The sequence below is a fragment of the Streptomyces sp. NPDC088254 genome, from assembly GCF_044740925.1.
In the GTDB taxonomy this organism is placed as follows: Bacteria; Actinomycetota; Actinomycetes; order Streptomycetales; family Streptomycetaceae; genus Streptomyces.
On the sequence record NZ_JBIURQ010000002.1, the window covers coordinates 188990 to 207875 of the forward strand.

The window sequence follows — 18886 nt, forward strand, 5'->3', positions numbered from 1 at the left end:
AAGGTGGCGTGCTCGTATTGGAGTACGAGCGAGGCGTACGAGCACGCCACCGCACCGCGACGAGGGAGACGCCCCGACCATGCCCGGCAGCAGCGGCACCGGCGCCGTGACCCGCAGCACCCTGCGGCAGCAGATCGCCGACGCGCTTCGCGACGAGGTGCTGGCGGGCCGGCTCCAGCCGGGCCAGGAGTTCACGGTGAAGGAGATAGCCGAGCAGTACGGCGTCTCCGCCACCCCGGTCCGCGAAGCACTCGTGGACCTGTCGGCGCAGGGCCTGCTGGAGGCCGACCAGCACCGCGGTTTCCGCGTCCACGAGTATTCCGTCGAGGACTTCCGCGGCATGATCGAGGCGCGCAGCCTGATCATCGAGGGCATGTTCCTCGCCCTGGACGAGGGCCGCCAGGGCTTCAAGAACCCCGAGGACCCGCGCATAGCCGCCGCCGTCGCGGGCGTGCGCCGCCGCGGCGAGGAGGCCCAGCGCGCCGCCGCCGCCGGCGACCTCACCGTCCTCATCGGCTACGACCTGCGCTTCTGGCGCGAGCTCAGCTCACTGTTCGGCAACCCCTATCTCGCCGACTTCCTGCACCGGCTGCGGCTGCAGTCCTGGGTGTGCCTGGTGCAGCATCTGCGGCGGCTCAGCGAACTCCGCGGCCACCTGTGGGCCGGACACAGGGAACTGGTCGACGCCCTGTATCACCGCGACACCACCGCCGCCCGCTCACTCCTCGACGCCTACAACGCCCACTCGGTCGCCCTGATCGAGCGGCTGGCCGCCCGATGAGGGGAACGGCCCCGGGCGGCACGAGGGAGACGTACTCCTCGCGAGCGGTCGTCGACCTCTCCGTCGTCATCCCCGCCTACAACGAGGAACGCCGGCTGGGCCCCACCCTCGACGCCGTGACGCGCTACCTCCGGGCGACCGCACACCGCCGGGGCGCCTGGGAGATCGTCATCGCCGACGACGGCTCCACCGACGCCACCCGCGAGATCGTCACCCTGCGCCGCGACCCGCAGCTGCGGCTCGTCACCAGCCCCCGCAACCGCGGCAAGGGCGCGGCCCTGCGCCTCGGCGTCGCCGCGAGCCGGGGCCGCCGCGTCCTGGTCACCGACGCCGACCTCGCCGCGCCCGTCGAGGAGCTGGAGCGCCTGGACCGGGCGCTCGCCCAGGGACACGCGGCCGCCGTCGGCTCCCGCGCCGTGCCGGGCGCGACGCTGGGCGACCGCCAGCACCGTTTCCGCGAGTTCCTCGGCGCCGCCGGGAACCTGCTCATCCGCGCGACCACCCTGCGCGGGATACGCGACACCCAGTGCGGGTTCAAGCTGTTCGACGGCGACAAGGCGCGCGCCGCGTTCGCCGCCTCCCGGATGGACGGCTGGGCCATCGACGTGGAAGTCCTGAGGCACTTCCATCTCTCCGGCTGGCCGGTCGCCGAGGTACCCGTGCACTGGTCGCACCAGCACGGCTCCAAGGTCCGCCCGCTCGATTACCCGCGGGTGCTGCGCGACCTCGTCCGCATCCGTGTCCGCCTGCCGGGGCTCGCCGACATGTTCGCCGCGGCGCTCTTCCTGGCCATGGCCGTCGCGCTGTACTCCGGGCGCTTCTTCGACCCCGCCCGCCGCTACCTCACCGACTCGCTCCAGGACCAGAACCAGTGGGAATGGTTCTTCGCGGTGACCGCCGACAACGTGGCCCGTCTGCGCAACCCGTTCTTCAGTGATCTGCAGGGCGCCCCCGAGGGCGTGAACCTGATGGCCAACACCGCCATGCCCGGCCTGTCGGTGCCGCTCACCCCGCTCACCCTGCTGCTCGGCCCGGCCGTCACCCTCAACCTGGTGATGACCCTGGGCCTGGCCGCCACCGCCGGCGCCTGGTACTGGCTCATCGTGCGCCGGCTCGTCCGCCAGCGCGGGGCCGCGTTCGCCGGAGCCACCCTGGCCGCCTTCGCCCCGCCGATGGTCAGCCACGCCAACGCGCACCCCAACTTCGTCGTCCTGTTCATGATCCCGCTGATCATCGACCGGGCACTGCGGCTGTGCGAGACGGGCGGCCGGCGCACCCGGGACGCGGTGATCCTCGGCCTGATGACGGCCTACCAGCTCTTCCTCGGCGAGGAGGCGCTGCTGCTGGCCGCCCTCGGCATGCTGGTCTTCGCCCTCGCCTACGCCGCCGTACGCCCCGACGTGGCCCGCCTGGCCGCACGCCCGCTGCTCGGCGGCCTCGCGGTGGCCGCCGCCGTCTGCCTGCCGCTCGTCGTCTACCCGCTGGCGTGGCAGTTCTCCGGACCGCAGAGCTACACGCACCTCGAGCACGGGCCCGCCGCCGCCAACTCCGTGCGGGCCCTGCTCACCTTCGCCGAACGCTCCCTGATCGCCGGGGACGCCGACCGCGCCGCCGCGCTCTCCCTCAACCCCACCGAACAGAACGCGTTCTACGGCTGGCCCCTGCTCCTGTTCGCCCTCGCCGTCACGGTACGGCTGTGGCGGCAGCCGGCGGCCCGCGCGCTGGCCTGCACTGCGGCCGTCGCCGCGGTCCTCTCCCTGGGCCCGCGCATCCACGTCCCGCTCAGCGGCGCGGAGATCCCCGGCCCCTGGGCCCCGCTCGCCGGCCTCCCGCTCCTCGAATCGGTCATCGTCAGCCGGGTCGCGCTGATCTGCGCACCCGCCCTCGGCATGCTCCTCGCGCTCGCCGTCGGCCGGCTGGCCACGGCCCGCTCCCTGGGCACGCAGTACGTCGGCCTGCTGGCCGTCTGCCTCGCCCTGCTGCCCCTGGTCCCGGCCCCGCTGAAGTCCGCACCGCGCGCCGCGACACCCGCCTTCTTCACCGACGGCTCCTGGAAGCCGTACGTCAGCCCCGGCGAGACCCTGGTCCCGGTGCCGCTGCCCGACCCGCAGGCCGCCGAGGCCCTGCACTGGCAGACCGAGGCCGGCCTCGGCTTCCGCATGCCGGGCGGCTACTTCAACGGCCCCTACGGCGACGGCGACCGCAGCGGCGTCTACGGCGTCCCGCTGAACTTCACGGCGAGCCTGCTCAAGGACGTGCGGGACACCGGCGTCGCCCAGGTGATCGACGACCGCGCCCGCGCCGAGGCCCGGCAGGACCTCGCCCACTGGAAGGCGGGCGCGCTGGTGCTCGTCCCGCAGCCGCGCGACGCGGTGCTGCGGGCCACGGTGGACAAGCTGGTGGGCCGGCCCGCGCAGTGGGTGGACGGCGTGTGGGTATGGGACCTGCACGGAGGGAGCTGACGCAGACCGGACCGACTACCCTTCGCAGACCGGGAAGTAGACGAGACCGACGACGAACCCGTTAGGTGAGGAGCCCTCTTTGGCCTGTGACCTGTGGCTGGTACCCCTCGTCGACGTGTTGTGCCACACCCCTGACAACCCGTTCGCGGAGGAGCTCGCGCAGTACAACAAGGTGCTGGGCGAGGCGGGCCTCCCGCCCGTGCCGGTCTACCAGTACATGCCGGGACTGTCCGGGGACGTCGCCCCGGTGGCAGGCTTCGACTACGACGCCCTGCACTTCCTGCGCCGCGCCTATCTGCTCCAGGTGTGCGGCCTGCCCGTGACCCCCGTCGACGCGCTCGGCGGCGACTACGAACAGCTCCTGGAGATGTTCGAGGCCACGGCCCAGCAGTCCCACCTGGTCTGGCACTACGACCACGCGGGCGCGTACGTCCCCGTCGACTTCCCGCAGCCGCTGTCCAACGACGAACTCCTCGCCGGGGGCGGCCCGTTGGGCTCCGCCCAGTCCCTGTTGCGGGAGCTGGAGAAGGTGGCCCCGTCGATCGGCATCGACCCCGCCAACCCGCCGGCCGCGCCGCAGCCGCCCTCGGCTCCGACCGAGCTGGAGGAGCCCGCCGTGCCGGCGCCGTACGACCCGAGCCCCTTCGCCCGTGAACGGCACGTGTGGCTCGGGCTGCACGCGGCGGCGACGCGGAGCCTCGCCCAGGGGTCGATGATCGTCTTCAGCTGAGCAGGTCCTCCAGTTCCGCGGCGAAGAGCAGCGCGGGGTCGAGACCCATGCCGGTGAAGTGGCCCGCCAACTCCAGGGACAGCACGCCGTGCAGGCGGGTCCAGAAGGCCGTCGCGCGATGGAGGGCGGCGGGCGGGGCGGGGTGGCCGGCCGCCCAGTCGCGGTGGTCGGCGAGATGCTCGTCGAAGGGCGTCGCCGGCCCGGACTGCGGCAGTGCGGCGCACGCGTCGAGCAGGACGGCCATGATCTCGGACGCGATCACGGTGATGTCGTCGGGCGCGTGATAGCCGGGGACGGGCGTGCCGTAGACGAGGAAGTACCGCTGAGGGTCGGCGAGGGCCCAGCCGCGCAGGGCGTGCGCGAGCGTCGCCAGAGCGGGCTCACCGGGCTCCCCGGGCCTGCGCGGCCGAGCGGGTCCGGCGGTCTCACGGGTCGCCGCTGCATCTGCGAGTTCGGCGGTGTCGGCGATCCCGGTGACCTCGGCCGTACTGGTGACCTCGGCGGGCTCCGCCGCCGCGACGGCGGCCGCCGCGTGGAAGGTGTCGGCGAGGCTGCGGTACGCGTCCCTGATCAACTCGGTGATCAACTCGTCGCGGCTGCCGAAGTAGCGATACAGCGCGGGCCCGCTCATCCCCATCTTCTTGGCGATCGCGTTGAGGGAGAGCGCCCCCGCCGCGGCGATCTGCTCCCACGCCCGTTCCTTGACTTCCGCGCGCACCTGGGCCCGGTAGCGCTCACGCGGACTCTTCGCGTTCTCCGTGTCCACCATGCGTTAGAGGCTATCACTGACGTTATTGACACTCCCTTTCGCAATGGGTTAGAACTTCTAACGAACGCGAGGCCGGCTAGCGGTCGAGCGACCAGCGCGGTGGAGGCCGTCATGAACGCCGAAGGACTCGTCGAGGTCGTCCTGCCGGGCAAGGTGGAGCCCGAGGGGCTCCAGGTCCGGCACGGGGCCGTCCCCGCCCCGGGGCGCGGGCAGGTCGTGATCCGGATGGAGGCGACCGGCGTCTCCTTCGCCGAGCAGCAGATGCGCCGCGGCCGGTACTACGACCAGCCGCCGTTCCCCTTCGTCCCCGGCTACGACCTCGTCGGCGTCGTCACCGCGACCGGCGAGGGCGTCGACCCCCACCTCGCCGGCGCCCGGGTGGCCGCGCTGGTCAAGGTCGGCGGCTGGGCCAGCCATGTGGTCGTCGACGCGGCGGACACGGTGCCCGTGCCCGCAGGCGTCGGCGCGGCGGAGGCGGAGACCCTGGTCGTCAACGGCGTCACCGCCTGGCAGATGCTGCACCGCAAGGCGCGGGTCCGCGCCGGGCAGACCGTCGTCGTGCACGGCGCCAACGGCGGCGTCGGCTCGGTCCTGGTCCAACTGGCCCTGGCCGCCGGCGCGAGGGTGATCGGCACCGCGTCCGCGCGCCACCACGACGCGCTGCGCGAGCAGGGCGTGACCCCCGTCGACTACCGCGCCGAGGACATGGCCGCGCGGATCCGCGCCCTCGCCCCCGGCGGGGTGGACGCCGTGTTCGACCACGTCGGCGGACCCGGCATCGTCGACTCCTGGCGGCTGCTGGCCCCCGGGGGCACGCTCGTCTCCTACGGCAGCGCCTCCACCCGGGACGCGGCGGGCTCGAAGCAGACGCCGGTGCTCAAGCTGCTGGGCCGGGTGTGGCTGTGGAACGCGCTCCCCAACCGCCGCCGCGCGTACTTCTTCAACGTCTGGGCCGGGCGGGCCCTCTCCGAGACCCGGTTCCGGGCCCGGCTGCGCGCCGACCTCACCGAGGTCTTCGCGGCGCTCCAGCGCGGGGAGATCACCCCGCGGATCGCTGCCCGCCTCCCCCTCGCCCGCGTGGCCGACGCCCTGCGACTGGCCGAGTCGGGCACGGTCGCCGGGAAGGTCGTTCTCACCCCGTAGCGCCTGCCCCTGACATGCGTGTGCCCCTGGCCGGGGTCGCCGGTCAGGGGCACACGCGTGCTCAAAGGCGGACGATCAGAGGAAGGAGTTGATCTCGATCGTCTCGTCCCGGCCGGGGCCCACGCCGATCGCGGAGATCGGGGCGCCGGACATCTCCTCCAGCGCCTTGACGTAGTTCTGCGCGTTCTTCGGCAGGTCGGAGAACGACTTCGCCTTGGTGATGTCCTCGGACCAGCCCGGGAGGGTCTCGTAGACCGGCTTCGCGTGGTGGAAGTCCGTCTGCGAGTAGGGGAGCTCCTCGACGCGCTTGCCGTCGATCTCGTACGCCACGCAGACCGGGATCTGCTCCCAGCCGGTGAGGACGTCGAGCTTGGTGAGGAAGAAGTCGGTCAGGCCGTTCACGCGGGTCGCGTACCGGGCGATGACCGCGTCGAACCAGCCGCAGCGGCGGTCACGGCCGGTGGTGACGCCCCGCTCGCCGCCGATGCGGCGCAGCGCCTCGCCGTCCTCGTCGAACAGCTCCGTCGGGAACGGGCCGGCGCCGACGCGGGTCGTGTACGCCTTGAGGATGCCGATGACCCGGCTGATCTTCGTCGGGCCGACGCCGGCGCCGGTGCAGGCGCCGCCGGCCGTCGGGTTGCTGGAGGTGACGAAGGGGTACGTGCCGTGGTCGATGTCGAGGAGCGTGCCCTGACCGCCCTCGAACAGGACGACCTTGTCGTCCTCCAGTGCCTGGTTCAGGACCAGGACGGTGTCGGCGACGAACGGCCGGAGCTTCTCCGCGTAGCCCAGCAGCTCCTCGACGACCTGGTCGACGGCGATCGCGCGGCGGTTGTACAGCTTCGTCAGCAGCTGGTTCTTGACGTCGAGCGCCGCCTCCACCTTCTGGGTGAGGATCGACTCGTCGTACAGGTCCTGCACACGGATGCCCACGCGGTTGATCTTGTCGGCGTAGGTGGGGCCGATGCCGCGGCCGGTTGTGCCGATCTTGCGCTTTCCGAGGAAGCGTTCCGTCACCTTGTCGACAGTGACGTTGTACGGGGTGATGATGTGCGCGTTGCCGCTGATCAGCAGCTTCGACGTGTCGACGCCGCGCTCGTTCAGACCGCTCAGCTCGGAGAGCAGGACCGACGGGTCGACGACGACGCCGTTTCCGATGACCGGCGTACAGCCGGGGGACAGGATTCCGGAAGGGAGAAGGTGGAGTGCGTACTTCTGGTCGCCCACGACGACCGTGTGGCCGGCGTTGTTGCCGCCCTGATAGCGCACTACGTAGTCCACAGAGCCACCGAGCAAGTCGGTCGCCTTCCCCTTGCCTTCGTCACCCCACTGAGCACCGAGCAGCACAAGTGCGGGCACGCGCGTACACCCCTTCCGGGTGGGGCATGTCCAGGGTCAGGGGCGTACGCGGAGGCGCGTGCGACCGCGTGCACCACGACCCTCGTCGGTCGTGGTCCCGCGACCGTCACTGGCCGCCGCGCGACCGTCGTCGGCCGCACACCGTCGGACCCGGATGCCCCGGAATAGACGAAGCCCCTGGCGCAATAGCGCAAGGGGCTCTTGCACAAAGATGCTACCCGAGGAAGCGAGGCAGGACCGAGGTGGCGACTATCGCGACGCCGGACCAGCTGCTGGTGATCATCGATCCGGTCGCCCGGAGGACGGACGGAGAGTCCGTACGGATAGCGAAAGACGTGCTCAGCGCGGGTGCGGCGAGTACGAAGGTGTGTCTGCCGGAAGGGCCGGAGGAGTTCGCGCGGGCGCTGGCCCGGCGGGGTTCGCGGCGGCCGGTGGTCGTCGGGGACGACCGGGCGCTGGTCCGCGCGGTGTCGTTGCTGCACCGGCGGCGGGAGCTGGCGGAGTGCGTGCTGTCGGTGGTGCCGGTGGGCGGCATGCTGAGCGTGGCGCACGCCCTGGGGGTGCCCACGGGCGCGGTGGCGGCGGCACGGGCGGCCCTGGACGGGGCGGAACGGCGGCTGGACCTGCTGGTGGACGACAGCGACGGGGTGGTGCTGGGCGCGCTGCGGATACCGCCCGTGCCGGGGAGGGACGGGCGGGGCGGGGTGCCCGGCGGGGGTGGTGCCTCCGGGGGTCCGTATGAGCTTGAGATCGGCGAGGACGGTGCGGGCGGGGTCCGCGTCGGCGGCGGAGCCGGTGGGGGTGGCGGCGCCGGTGCCCGGCCCTGGCCCTGGTTGCGGAGCTGCCAGTCCTTCGTCCGCACCCTGGTCCCCGCTCTGCCCTCTCGCCCCGGGTCGCCCCCTCCCCCGCCGGGACCGGCACGGCTGCGGGTCGAGGTGGACGGGGTGACCCTGGTCGACCTGGACCAGCCGGTGGAGGCCGTCTCGGTGACCGCGGACACCGCCGGCACGGCGATGGTGTGGGTACGGCCCCTGTCGGTCGGCGCTGAGGCGTCCCCCCTGGAGGCCCGCGGCCGCACGGTCACCGTCACCGGCGCGGACTTCCGCTACGGCACGGACGCGACGGTGGCGGGCCCGGTCCGCAGACGCACGTGGGTGGTACGGGAGGGCGCGCTGGGGCTGGTGCTGCCCTCGGGGCGGTGAGGGCGGGGGCGAGGAGCTCTTGAAGGCAAGGGGGAGTCGCCCGGAGGGTCGGGCAGGGACCAGGCGGCTCAGGGACCGAAGGTCCGGTCGCGGTGGGTCCGCCAGCGTTGCATCAGTGCTGCAAGTTCCCCGTCGAGGAACTCGAAGAAGGCGAGGGTCTCGGCCATGCGGCGGCCTGCCGGGGTGCCGGCGCCGAGGCTGGTGACGCCTTCGCGCAAGGACGCCTCCCAGCGTTTGAGGACGGCCTCGCGGTTGGTGAGAGCCTCGTACCACTGGTCGCTGTGCACCCGGTAGCGCTCGCGACGTGAGCCCGGCTCGCGTTCGCGGGAGACCATGTGCTGTTGGGCGAGGTAGCGCACCGCGCCGGAGACCGCGGCCGGGCTGATCCGCAACTGCTCCCCCAGCTCGACGGAGGTCATGGCGCCCTCGTCGCTGGAGAGCAGCGCGGCGAACACCCGGGCGGGCATGCGCTGCATCCCGGCCTCGACGAGCTGCGCCGCGAAGGATTCGACGAACCTGGACACGGCTTCGGCGTCACGCCCGCCCGCGCTGTCGGCCGTCCCGCCCTCCACCGTTTCGCTCGTCCCCGCTTCCGACATGCGCCCGTCCATGGAGTCCATCCTAGTAGGCATTCATACGTTTCCTTATCTTCACAAAATTCTGAACGAAGCGTACGTTCTGAAGCATGACCAAGGTGATCACCGTGGCCGGACTGAACAAGTCCTTCGGCCGCACCCGCGCACTGGACCGCCTCGACCTGGAGGTGGAGGCGGGCGAGGTGCACGGCTTCCTCGGGCCGAACGGCGCGGGCAAGTCCACCGCCATCCGGATCCTGCTCGGCCTGCTGCGCGCCGACTCCGGCACGGCCCGGGTCTTCGGCCTCGACCCGTGGGCGGACGCCGTCGAGGCGCACCGCCGCATCGCCTACGTCCCGGGAGACGTGACGCTCTGGCGGAACCTGTCCGGCGGCGAGGTCATCGACCTGCTGGGGCGGTTGCGCGGGGGCCTGAAGGCGGGGCGGCGCGCCGAACTCACCGAGCGCTTCGAGCTCGACCCGGCCAAGAAGGGCCGCACCTACTCCAAAGGCAACCGGCAGAAGGTGGCACTGATCGCCGCCTTCGCCTCCGATGCCGACCTGCTGATTCTCGACGAGCCGACCTCGGGCCTCGACCCCCTGATGGAGGAGGTCTTCCAGGGGTGCGTCCGGGAGGAACGGGACCGGGGGCGCACGGTCCTGCTGTCGTCGCACATCCTGAGCGAGGTCGAGGAACTCTGCGACCGGGTGAGCATCATCCGCAAGGGCCGGACCGTGGAAAGCGGCTCGCTCGCCGACCTGCGCCATCTGACACGGACCAGCATCACGGCCGAACTCGCCTCTCCGCCCGACGGGTTGGCGCACCTGCCCGGCGTCCACGATCTGGACGTCCGCAGCCGCCGGGTCCGCCTCCAGGTCGACACGGACCGGCTCGACGCCGTGTTGCGGTCGTTGAGCGCTTCCGGCGTCCGGTCGCTGACGTCGACTCCTCCGACGCTGGAGGAACTGTTCCTGCGGCACTACCAGGACGATCCTGAAGAGTCGGCTTCCCGATGACGACGGCGACAGCACATGCGACGGCATCGACCACGAGGGCTCGATTCACCGGGACAGGAACACTGTTGCGGTTCGCGCTCCGTCGCGACCGGGTGCTGATCCCGGTCTGGGTCGGGGTGAACGTCCTGATGGTCCTCACCATGCCGAGGACCCTCGGAAGCCTCTACGGCACCGCCTCGGAACGCACCGACCTGCTGAGGCAGGTGTCGGCCAACTCCTCCCTGCGCGCGCTCGTCGGTCCCGTCTTCGACGACTCCCTCGGCGCCCTCACCGCTTGGCGCGTGGGCCTCTACGCGGGTGTGCTCGCCGCGGTGACGAGCCTGCTGATCGTCGTCCGGCACACCCGGGACGAGGAGGAGAGCGGACGCCTGGAGCTCCTCGCCTCGGGGGCGGTGGGCCGTCGGGCCCCCCTCACGTCGGCGCTGCTGGCGGCGGGCGTCGCCAACGCGGTGCTGGCGGTGCTGGTCACGGCGGGGCTGGCGGGGCACGGGGCGGCCGGGGCGGTGGCCTTCGGACTCGGTCTCGCCGCGGTCGGCATGCTGTTCGCCACCATGGCGGCGATCGCCGCACAGCTCACCGAGAGCGCGCGGCTCGCCCGCGGCTTGACCTCGGCGGTGCTGGGCGCGGCGTTCGTGCTGCGCGCGGCGGGCGACTCCGCCACGGCCGACGGTTCGTCGGTGCTGACCTGGCTCTCCCCGCTCGGGTGGCTGGAGAACCTGCGGGCGTTCGGGAACGAGCGGTGGTGGGTGACGGCTCTGTTCGCGGCGGCGGTCGCCACGCAGGGCGCGATCGCCTACGGCCTCGCGAGCCGCCGGGACGCCGGTCTGAGCTTCCTGCCCACCCGGCCGGGATCGCCCGCGGGACGGCTCGGCACGGCCGGGGCTCTGGCCTGGCGGCTGCAACGGGGGGCCGTTCTCGGCTGGAGCGCCGGATTCTTCCTCGCCGGAGTCGTCTACGGCTCACTCGCGGACGGTGCGGCCGAACTGGTCGGCGACAATGCGCGGGCCCGCGAGATCCTTGAGCGGATGGGCGGCCGGTCCGGCGTGACCGACGCGTTCCTCAGCTCCACGATCGGCGTGCTGGGCCTGATCGCCACGCTGTTCGTGGTCGCCTCGGTGCTGCGGCTGCACGGCGAGGAGACGTCGGGGCGGGCGGACCCCGTGCTGGCGAGCGCCGTGGGGCGACTGCGGTGGGCTGCGGGCCATCTCGCGATCGCCTTCGCAGGCTCCGCACTGATCATGCTCCTCGCCGGCCTGGGTTTCGCCGTGGGCCACGGCCGGCAGACGGGGCCGCTCCTCGGCGCCTGTCTGGTACAGGTGCCCGGGATCTGGGTGATCGGCGCTCTCGCGGTCTTCTTGTACGGCCTCACCCCCCGCCTGGCGCCGGTCGCGTGGGGCGTGGCGGCCGCGACCCTGCTGCTCGGCTGGATCGGTCCCGCTCTGGACGCCCCGCGTCCGATCCTCGACCTCTCCCCCTTCCCCCACCTCCCCAAACTGCCCGGCGCACCGATGCACTGGCCCCCGACATTGGCCCTGGCCCTCATCGCGACGGCCCTGACGGCAGCAGGTCTGGCGGCACTCCGACGCCGGGATCTGACGACGTGAGAGAAGCGCGGGCGGACATGACCGAGCGGGCGGCGCATCGGACCGCCCTGCCCGGTCGCGCGGCGCGAGGCCTGCCCGGACGGCGTGGTCAGCGAGGTGATCAGCCCACCTCCACGCTCAGTCCCTCCAGCCCCCGGATCACGAAGTTCGGTTTGCGGGACGGAGGGGCCGTCGGCCGCAGGGTCGGGGCCTTCTCCAGCAGGGCCGTCATCGAGGCCGCCAGTTCGAGCCGGGCCAGGGGTGCCCCGATGCAGTAGTGGATGCCGGCGCTGAAAGAGATGTGCGGGTTGTCCTTGCGGGTCAGGTCCAGCTTCTCGGGGGCGGCGAACACCTCCGGGTCGTGGTTGGCGGAGCCGAACAGCATCGCGATCTCCGTGCCTCTCGGCAGGACCGTGCCGTCGATCTCGATCTCGTCCAGCACCCACCGCTCGAAGAGCTGCAGCGGGGTGTCGTACCGCATCAACTCCTCCACCGCTGACGGCACCAGGGAGTGGTCCGCGCGCAGGGCGGCCAGCTGGCCCTCGTTGCTGAACAGCGCCCACCAGCCGTTGACCGTGGCGTTCACCGTCGCCTCGTGACCGGCGTTCAGCAGCAGGACGGCGGTGGAGATCATCTCCTGCTCGGTGAGCCGGTCACCCTCGTCGTGCGCCGCGATCAGCCCGGAGATCAGGTCGTCGGCGGGCTCCTCCCGGCGGGCGGCGATCAGCTCCCGCAGGTAGGCGGAGAACTCGACCGACGCCCGGACCGCCCTCGCCGCCGTCTCCTGCGACGGGTTCAGCTCGTACATCCCGCAGATGTCCGCCGACCAGGGGCGCAGCGGGGCCCGATCCGCCTCGGGGATGCCCAGCATCTCGGCGATGACGGCGACCGGCAGCGGCTCGGCGACATCGGTGAGCAGGTCACCGCCGCCCTTCTCGACGAGCGCGTCCACCAGCTCGCCGGCCAGCCCGCGCACATACGGCTTCAGCCGCTCCACGGTCCGCGGCGTGAACGCCTTCGACACCAGACGCCGGATCCTCGTGTGGTCCGGCGGCTCCAGATCGAGCATCCCGTGGTCGTTGAGCGTGTGGAACGGCTCGTGCTCCGCCGGGGGCGCCGTCCGCCCGAAGTCCTCGTGCGTGAACCGGTGCTGATACGTCCGCCCCAGCCGCCGGTCCCGGAGCAGCGCGGACACATCGGCGTGGTGCGGCACGAGCCACTGGTTCGTGGCCTCGAAGTACCGCACACGCCCCTTGGCCCGCAGCTCGGCGTAAGCGGGGTACGGGTCGGCCAGGAACGCCGGGTCCCACGGATCGAAGTCAGCCATGCGGGGACGCTAACCCGGGGCGCCGGGCTCTGACCAGGGGTCTTCCTTGAGATGGTCGATCAACGCGGTGAAGGCGGAGGCGGGGACGTCAAGGGCGGCACGGGCCGGCGCTTTGGAGTCGCGGATGGCTATACGGGGGGGTACGTCCGCGATCTCGACGCAGGTGTCACCGTCGCCGCCCCCGGAGTACGTGGACTTACGCCAGCGCATCACAGCTCCTTTGTCAGGCGGTGGATGAAGTCCCGTGACGCGGCGGGCTCCAGTGACGCTGCTTGCATCCTAAGGAAGAGTGTTCGAAGTTGCTGCAACGCGGCTTCCGCATCGATGAATGCGACGCCGGTGGGAGCGTCACGCAGGCCTGTGTCCAGCCGAGGCACCTGACCCCCTACGTACATCATCGAAATCCCGGCACCGCCGAAGCCGTCCTGGTCGATCGGGATGACTCGCACCGTGGCATGCCCCTGCTCGATCTGATCGAGGATCTGCTGAAGTTGGGCCCGGCAGACACGGCGGTCGGCCACACGGGTACGGAGCGCGAACTCGTGGATCAGCGTCTCGTACGGGGTCGCGTTGTCACCCTCGATGACAGCGCGCCGCCTCATCCGGTGCTCCACCCGTGGCGACAACTCGCTCTCGGGCAGCGCAGGGTGCACGTAGGTAAAGACCGCCCGGGCGTAGTCGGCCGTCTGCAGCAGCCCCGGAACGTACGTGATCACGACCTCGCGCAAAAACGCCGCATGATGCTCCGTCTCGGCGGTGTCCTGGAACGCCGGGGGCAGAACTCCCCGATATTCCTCCCACCACCCACGGGTACGGTCGGTCGCCATCGCCACGAGGGCATCGATCAACGCGCCGTCCGCACAGGCGTAATGAGCCGCCAGGCGCCGCACCCGCTCCTCACTGACACCGGCGAAGCCGAGCTCCATCTGGCTTATCTGTGCCGAGGTCGAATTCAGTAGCCCAGCCACCTCACGTGCCTTCAGACCGGCCGCCTCGCGCAAGCGTCGTAGCTCAGTCCCCAGGCGAACTTGCCGTGCGGTCGCATGACTCCTCAGCGGCATCCACCCTCCTCAAAGCCCTTGTCGGCATGCCTCGTTCGAGCGCAAGACTACGGCAACCAGTTGCATTGGCGACAATTATTGCCCTACCGTCAGTGACGCACCGCACACGCTACGGAAGTGCACCGCTCCGTCCTGCCACGACGGTCGCGGCGATGCCACCGTTTACCCCGCCACCAGTGAACCGGAGTTGCCGCATGTCCGAATGTGAGACCGAGTCCTGGGAGTACTCCCTCCACATCCCCAACGATCCCCGCGCCGTCACCATCTGCCGCCGCACCCTCCGCCTGATCCTGACCATGCACGGCCTGATCCGCCTGGTCGACACGGCGGAGCTGCTCGCCACGGAGCTGGTCTCCAACGCCGTCCGCCACACGAAGGGCCCCGCCGCTCTACGGGTCCACTGGTCGGCCGGCGTGCTCCGTATCGGTGCCTGGGACGCGGACCCCGAACCCACGGAACCGCCGAAGACGCCGAAACCGCTGGACCGTCTCACCGACGCCGAGAACGGCCGCGGACTCGCCCTGGTCCGCGCGTACGCACAGGTGTGGGGCTGGCAACCGCAGTCCACGAACGGCGACCGCGGCAAGTACGTGTGGTGCGAACTGACGGCGGCATGAAGCGCTCAGCCTGGTGTCACCAACCGGGCCTCGTAGGCGAACACCGCTGCCTGTGTGCGGTCCCGCAGGCCCAGCTTCACCAGGATCCGGCTCACGTGCGTCTTGATCGTGGACTCCGCCACCACCAGCCGCTCCGCTATCTCCGCGTTGGACAGCCCCTGGGCTATGAGGACCAGCACCTCCGTCTCCCGTTCGGTCAGGTCGCCGTAGGACGCCTGGGCGGTGCGCGGCAGACGGGGCTCCCCGGACAGCTTCGAGAACTCGGTGATCAGACGCCGGGTGACGGACGGCGCGAGCAGCGCCTCACCCGCCGCCACCACCCTGACCCCGTCGGCGAGTTGGCGGGCCGAGGCGTCCTTGAGGAGGAAGCCGGAGGCTCCCGCCCGCAGGGCCTGGTACACGTACTCGTCGAGGTCGAACGTGGTCAGGACCAGCACCTTCGCCGCGCCGTCGGCGGCCACGATCTCCCGTGTCGCCTCCAGGCCGTTCAACTCGGGCATGCGGATGTCCATCAGGACGACGTCCGGGGCCAGTTCACGCACCCGATCCACCGCCTGCCGGCCGTTGACCGCCTCGCCCACGACCTCGATGTCCGGCATCGCGTTGAGCAGGACGGAGAAGCCCTCCCGGACCATCATCTGGTCGTCCGCGATCAGTACCCGTATGGTCATGCGCCACTCTCACCCGTCGCCTGCACCGGCAGGAACACCGCCACCTCGTAACCGCCGGCCTCTGTCGCCTCGGCCGTCATCTCACCGCCCAGCATGGACACCCGCTCCCGCATTCCCGTGATGCCGTGCCCCGCGCCGGGCGAGGGCTTCACCAGGGACGGCTGCGGCGGCGGACCGTTGACTATGCGCAGGCCCAGACCGCCCAGGACATAGGAGACCTCCACCTTGGCCTCCGCGCCCGGCGCATGGCGCAGGGTGTTGCTCAGCGCCTCCTGGACGATGCGGTACGCCGACAGCTCGACACCCGGCGGGAGTTCACGTATCGCCCCGGTGACCGTCTTGTGGACGCCCAGGCCCGCCTCCCGCACATTGGAGAGCAGCCCGTCCAGGTCGGCCAGCGTGGGCTGCGGGGCGTCGGGCGCCTCGTAGTCCTCGGCGCGGACGACGCCCAGCACCCGGCGCAGCTCCGTCAGGGCCGCCACCGCGTTCTCCCGGATGGTCGCGAAGGCCTTCTCCAGCTCGGGCGGCGGGTTCTCCACCCGGTAGGGCGCGGCCTCCGCCTGGATGGCGACCACCGACATGTGGTGGGCGACCACGTCATGCAGCTCGCGGGCGATGGTGGTGCGCTCCTCCAGGAGCGTGCGCCGGGACCGCTCGTGCTCGGTCACCGTCTGCTGCGCGGTCACCTCCCGCTCGGCCTGCCGGCGTATGTGCCAGACGGAGACGGCGAGCAGGGCGAACGCGGAGAGGACCAGCATGGGCCCGACGTCCGTGGGGTAGCTGTCGGTGAACACCGTCTCGGCCAGGAAGCCGTAGGCCGCCGTCACCAGCCACATCCACGCCGCCGTGCGCGGCCGGGTGCGCACGGCCACCACCACCATCACCGTCAGGTGGGAGATGAAACTGCCCGGCGGCCACGGCCACGTGCCGTACGCCGTGCCTATCGCGGCGACGAGCGAGCTCGACAGCAGCGACAGCCAGAACGCTCCGGCCGGGCGGACCAGCGTCAGCAGCACGGGCACCAGGACGAACACGGCGCACAACAGGCCCGTCCCGTTGGAGCTCTCGTCCACGGAGACGACCAGTGCCGCGAGCGAGCCGAGGGCCACGACGACCGCGTGCCACCGCCAGGTGGCGTACTCCCGCTTGCGGCCGGTCAGCCGGCGGATGAGGAAGCCGTCGGGTTCCCTGGGAGGCAGCGGACGGTAGGCGAAGGCGTTCTGGAAAAGGTCCTGGCGCAGTCCGCGCAGGGCGTCCGCGGCCGCCCTGAACTCCGGACTGCGCGGCTGGTGGGCGCCGGGCCGGCGGTCCGGGGGCGTCGAGTGCGTCTGCGTCGTCTGGGTCACGATGAAAACGGTAGGCGGGAGCGGGGGTCCCGGTCGTCACCAGTGAGGGGGGTTCTATGAGGTCCCTCTCAAGTACTACGGGTCGCGGGGGTCAGTATCCGGAGGGGCGGACCAGGCCCGACTCGTAGGCGAACACGGCCGCCTGCGTGCGGTCGCGCAGGCCCAGTTTCACCAGGATGCGGCCCACGTGGGTCTTCACGGTCTGCTCGGCGACACACAGGTGCGCGGCGATCTCCGCGTTGGACAGGCCCTGCGCGATGAGGCTGAGGACTTCCGTCTCCCGTTCGGTGAGATCACCGACGCGCTCCTTCAGCGGGGTGCGGGGCGAGCCGTTCAGGCGGGAGAACTCGGCGATCAGTTTGCGGGTCACGCCGGGCGCCAGCAGCGCGTCACCGGCCGCGACGATCCGGACGGCCTCCGCGAGCTGCTCGGCGGAGGCGTCCTTCAGCATGAACCCGGACGCGCCGGCGCGCAGCGCGTCGTACACGTACTCGTCGAGATCGAAGGTGGTGAGCACCAGCACCTTGATCTCGGGGGTCTTGACGGTGATGCGTTCGGTGGCCTCGATGCCGTTGTGTTCCGGCATGCGGATGTCCATCAGCACGACGTCCGGGGCGAGTTCCGCGACCTTCTCGACGGCGTCCTTGCCGTCGACCGCCTGGCCGACCACCTCGATGCCGGGCTGCGCGTTGAGCAGCACGGTGAAGCCCTGCCGGACCATCTGCTGGTCGTCGGCGATCAGTACGCGGATGGTCCCGCTCGTCATGTGAGGTCGTCTCCTGTCGTGGTCGGCTGCCCGAACGCGGTTCTCGCCGGCGGCGCCGGCAACTCCGGCGTCGTGGGGCGCGGTTCGGGGAAGATCAGTTCGAGGTCCGCGGACGGCTCCACGGCCTCGGCCGGCGGGGGCGCGGCGCCGTCCTTCGGGAGGAAGGCGGAGACCATGAACCCGCCGTGCAGCGTCGGGTGCGCGCTGACGTGTCCCCCGAGCATCGCGGCCCGCTCCCGCATCCCGAGCAGGCCGTGACCGGCGCCCGGGGACGGCCGGACGGGCCCGCTCGGGCGGGAGTTGACGACCTCCAGGTGCAGACCACGCGGCTCATGGCTGATCCGTACGCACACGCTCGACCCGGGCGCGTGCCGCAGGACGTTGCTGAGCGCCTCCTGCACCATCCGGTACGCCGACAGCTGCACGCCCGGCGGGTACGGCGGCGTCTCGCCCTCTGTCTCCGCGACGACGTGCAGCCCGGCGGCCCGGGTGTTGTCCAGGAGCGCGTCGAGACGATCCAGCGTGGGCTGCGGGGTGGCCGGGGCGGAACCGGTGCCCGCCGCGCCGAGCCCGTAGGGGTCCTCGGGGTTCTCGGAGCGCAGCACGCCGAGGACGCGGCGCAGTTCGGCGAGCGCCTCCAGGGCGTTGTGGCGGATCCCGGCGAGGTTCTCCTTCAGTTCCTCGGACGGGTTCTCCACCAGGTGGGGGGCCACCTGCGCCTGGATGGAGATCACCGACATGTGGTGGGCGACCACGTCGTGCAGTTCACGTGCGATGCGGTTGCGCTCCTCCAGCAGCGTGCGGCGACCGCGCTCCTCGGCGGTGATCGTCTCCTGCTCGACGAGCTGACTGCGGGCCTCACCGAGCCCGCGGAAGGCGATGCCGACGAGGACCACCGCAGTGAAGATCCCGAGGGCGGAGAGGCCCGTCGACGTGTAGGTCGCCCCGCCGATCAGGCCCTGCAGCACCCAGGTCGTCACAGCGGTGGCGAGCAGCATCGTGAAGGAGACGCGCCGGCGCACCTTCAGCGCGAGGAGGAGGAAGACGATGGTGTGGGCGAGGACTTCGGTGGGCGTCCAGGGCCACGGGGGCCCCGGGAGCGGATGCCCCACGAGGACCGGGCGGGCGGCCACCGCCGCCACGACCGTGCCCGCCAGGGACAGCGCCCAGGCCGAGGCCGGCCGCCACAGGGCGGCGACGACCGCGGCCCCCTGCGCGAACGCGGCCACCACCGCGAGCTCCGTCTCCAGGTTGTAGCGGCCGAGCTGTTCCTGGCCGACCAACGCGACGGCCAGAGCGGTGTAGCACACCGCCACATACCCCGGCACCCGCAGCCACCGCGGCGCGCGCCGTCGCGGCGAGCCCCCGGAGCCGATCGCGCCGGTCGCTGCGCGGAGGCGGCCGAGGAGGGACCGGCGTGGCGTCGCGGGAGCGGCGCGGTCGGCTGCGCTGCTGGTCTCCTGGCCGGTCATGGGCTC

At 71.7% G+C, this 18886-nt stretch carries 18 protein-coding genes; 8 read left to right on the forward strand and 10 right to left on the reverse strand.

The window, feature by feature from the left end; translation table 11 throughout:
* Positions 1–79 precede the first annotated feature (79 nt).
* The 3 genes from ACIOC0_RS07735 to ACIOC0_RS07745 all read left to right on the forward strand — a co-directional run bounded on the left by ACIOC0_RS07735 (position 80) and on the right by ACIOC0_RS07745 (position 3973).
* A complete protein-coding gene (locus ACIOC0_RS07735; protein ID WP_402153527.1) occupies positions 80–781 on the forward strand; it encodes a GntR family transcriptional regulator in 702 nt (233 codons plus the stop codon).
* Entirely contained in the window at positions 778–3243 is a 2466-nt protein-coding gene (locus ACIOC0_RS07740) for a glycosyltransferase (RefSeq protein ID WP_402153529.1), read from the forward strand. Before ACIOC0_RS07735 ends, ACIOC0_RS07740 begins: the two co-directional genes overlap by 4 nt.
* Before the next feature lie 79 nt (positions 3244–3322).
* The gene (locus ACIOC0_RS07745; RefSeq protein ID WP_402153531.1) at positions 3323–3973 is read left to right on the forward strand and encodes a hypothetical protein; all 651 of its coding nucleotides are present in this window, start codon (positions 3323–3325) and stop codon (positions 3971–3973) included.
* Here the strand turns inward: ACIOC0_RS07745 and ACIOC0_RS07750 are convergent.
* A complete protein-coding gene (locus ACIOC0_RS07750) occupies positions 3966–4742 on the reverse strand; it encodes a TetR/AcrR family transcriptional regulator (RefSeq protein ID WP_402153533.1) in 777 nt (258 codons plus the stop codon). The two genes, ACIOC0_RS07745 and ACIOC0_RS07750, sit on opposite strands and share 8 nt — an antisense overlap.
* Before the next feature lie 111 nt (positions 4743–4853).
* Between ACIOC0_RS07750 and ACIOC0_RS07755 the strand changes: the two genes are divergently transcribed.
* Complete coding sequence (locus ACIOC0_RS07755; protein WP_402153535.1) at positions 4854–5885, forward strand: medium chain dehydrogenase/reductase family protein; 1032 nt, start codon at positions 4854–4856, stop codon at positions 5883–5885.
* 75 nt (positions 5886–5960) lie between these two features.
* Here the strand turns inward: ACIOC0_RS07755 and ACIOC0_RS07760 are convergent, their stop codons facing one another.
* Positions 5961–7244 (reverse strand): adenylosuccinate synthase, encoded by a 1284-nt coding sequence (locus tag ACIOC0_RS07760; RefSeq protein WP_130438605.1) that lies wholly within the window; start codon positions 7242–7244, stop codon positions 5961–5963.
* A 242-nt stretch (positions 7245–7486) separates the two neighbouring features.
* Between ACIOC0_RS07760 and ACIOC0_RS07765 the strand changes: the two genes are divergently transcribed.
* Entirely contained in the window at positions 7487–8446 is a 960-nt protein-coding gene (locus ACIOC0_RS07765; RefSeq protein ID WP_402153537.1) for a diacylglycerol kinase, read from the forward strand.
* Positions 8447–8514: 68 nt separating this feature from the next.
* Here ACIOC0_RS07765 and ACIOC0_RS07770 read toward each other — a convergent pair whose 3' ends face one another.
* Positions 8515–9045, reverse strand: coding sequence for a GbsR/MarR family transcriptional regulator (locus tag ACIOC0_RS07770; protein ID WP_402154353.1), 531 nt, complete (start codon positions 9043–9045; stop codon positions 8515–8517).
* Positions 9046–9131: 86 nt separating this feature from the next.
* Here ACIOC0_RS07770 and ACIOC0_RS07775 point away from each other — a divergent pair, with 86 nt between their 5' ends.
* Complete coding sequence (locus ACIOC0_RS07775; protein ID WP_402153539.1) at positions 9132–10037, forward strand: ATP-binding cassette domain-containing protein; 906 nt, start codon at positions 9132–9134, stop codon at positions 10035–10037.
* Positions 10034–11641, forward strand: coding sequence for an ABC transporter permease (locus tag ACIOC0_RS07780; RefSeq protein ID WP_402153541.1), 1608 nt, complete (start codon positions 10034–10036; stop codon positions 11639–11641). Before ACIOC0_RS07775 ends, ACIOC0_RS07780 begins: the two co-directional genes overlap by 4 nt.
* Positions 11642–11741: 100 nt before the next feature.
* Here the strand turns inward: ACIOC0_RS07780 and ACIOC0_RS07785 are convergent, their stop codons facing one another.
* The 3 genes from ACIOC0_RS07785 to ACIOC0_RS07795 are packed head-to-tail and all read right to left on the reverse strand — an operon-like array spanning position 11742 to position 14008.
* On the reverse strand, positions 11742–12947 hold the full coding sequence (locus ACIOC0_RS07785) for a cytochrome P450 (protein WP_402153543.1): 1206 nt from the start codon (positions 12945–12947) through the stop codon (positions 11742–11744).
* Positions 12948–12956: 9 nt separating this feature from the next.
* On the reverse strand, positions 12957–13157 hold the full coding sequence (locus tag ACIOC0_RS07790) for a DUF397 domain-containing protein (protein ID WP_402153545.1): 201 nt from the start codon (positions 13155–13157) through the stop codon (positions 12957–12959).
* On the reverse strand, positions 13157–14008 hold the full coding sequence (locus ACIOC0_RS07795; RefSeq protein ID WP_402153547.1) for a helix-turn-helix domain-containing protein: 852 nt from the start codon (positions 14006–14008) through the stop codon (positions 13157–13159). The genes ACIOC0_RS07790 and ACIOC0_RS07795 overlap by 1 nt, the downstream gene beginning before the upstream one ends.
* A 194-nt stretch (positions 14009–14202) precedes the next feature.
* On the opposite strand from ACIOC0_RS07795, the gene ACIOC0_RS07800 reads away from it, so the two are divergent.
* Positions 14203–14625 carry an ATP-binding protein gene (locus ACIOC0_RS07800; RefSeq protein ID WP_402153549.1) on the forward strand — a complete coding sequence of 141 codons (423 nt, stop codon included), beginning with the start codon at positions 14203–14205 and terminating at the stop codon, positions 14623–14625.
* Between the two features lie 5 nt (positions 14626–14630).
* On the opposite strand, the gene ACIOC0_RS07805 is transcribed toward ACIOC0_RS07800, so the two are convergent.
* The 4 genes from ACIOC0_RS07805 to ACIOC0_RS07820 form a co-directional block, all read right to left on the reverse strand.
* Complete coding sequence (locus ACIOC0_RS07805; RefSeq protein ID WP_402153551.1) at positions 14631–15296, reverse strand: response regulator; 666 nt, start codon at positions 15294–15296, stop codon at positions 14631–14633.
* On the reverse strand, positions 15293–16642 hold the full coding sequence (locus ACIOC0_RS07810; protein ID WP_402153553.1) for a sensor histidine kinase: 1350 nt from the start codon (positions 16640–16642) through the stop codon (positions 15293–15295). The genes ACIOC0_RS07805 and ACIOC0_RS07810 overlap by 4 nt, the downstream gene beginning before the upstream one ends.
* A 91-nt stretch (positions 16643–16733) precedes the next feature.
* Complete coding sequence (locus tag ACIOC0_RS07815; RefSeq protein ID WP_130438619.1) at positions 16734–17408, reverse strand: response regulator transcription factor; 675 nt, start codon at positions 17406–17408, stop codon at positions 16734–16736.
* Positions 17405–18880 carry a sensor histidine kinase gene (locus tag ACIOC0_RS07820; RefSeq protein ID WP_402153555.1) on the reverse strand — a complete coding sequence of 492 codons (1476 nt, stop codon included), beginning with the start codon at positions 18878–18880 and terminating at the stop codon, positions 17405–17407. Before ACIOC0_RS07820 ends, ACIOC0_RS07815 begins: the two co-directional genes overlap by 4 nt.
* Positions 18881–18886: the final 6 nt, after the last annotated feature.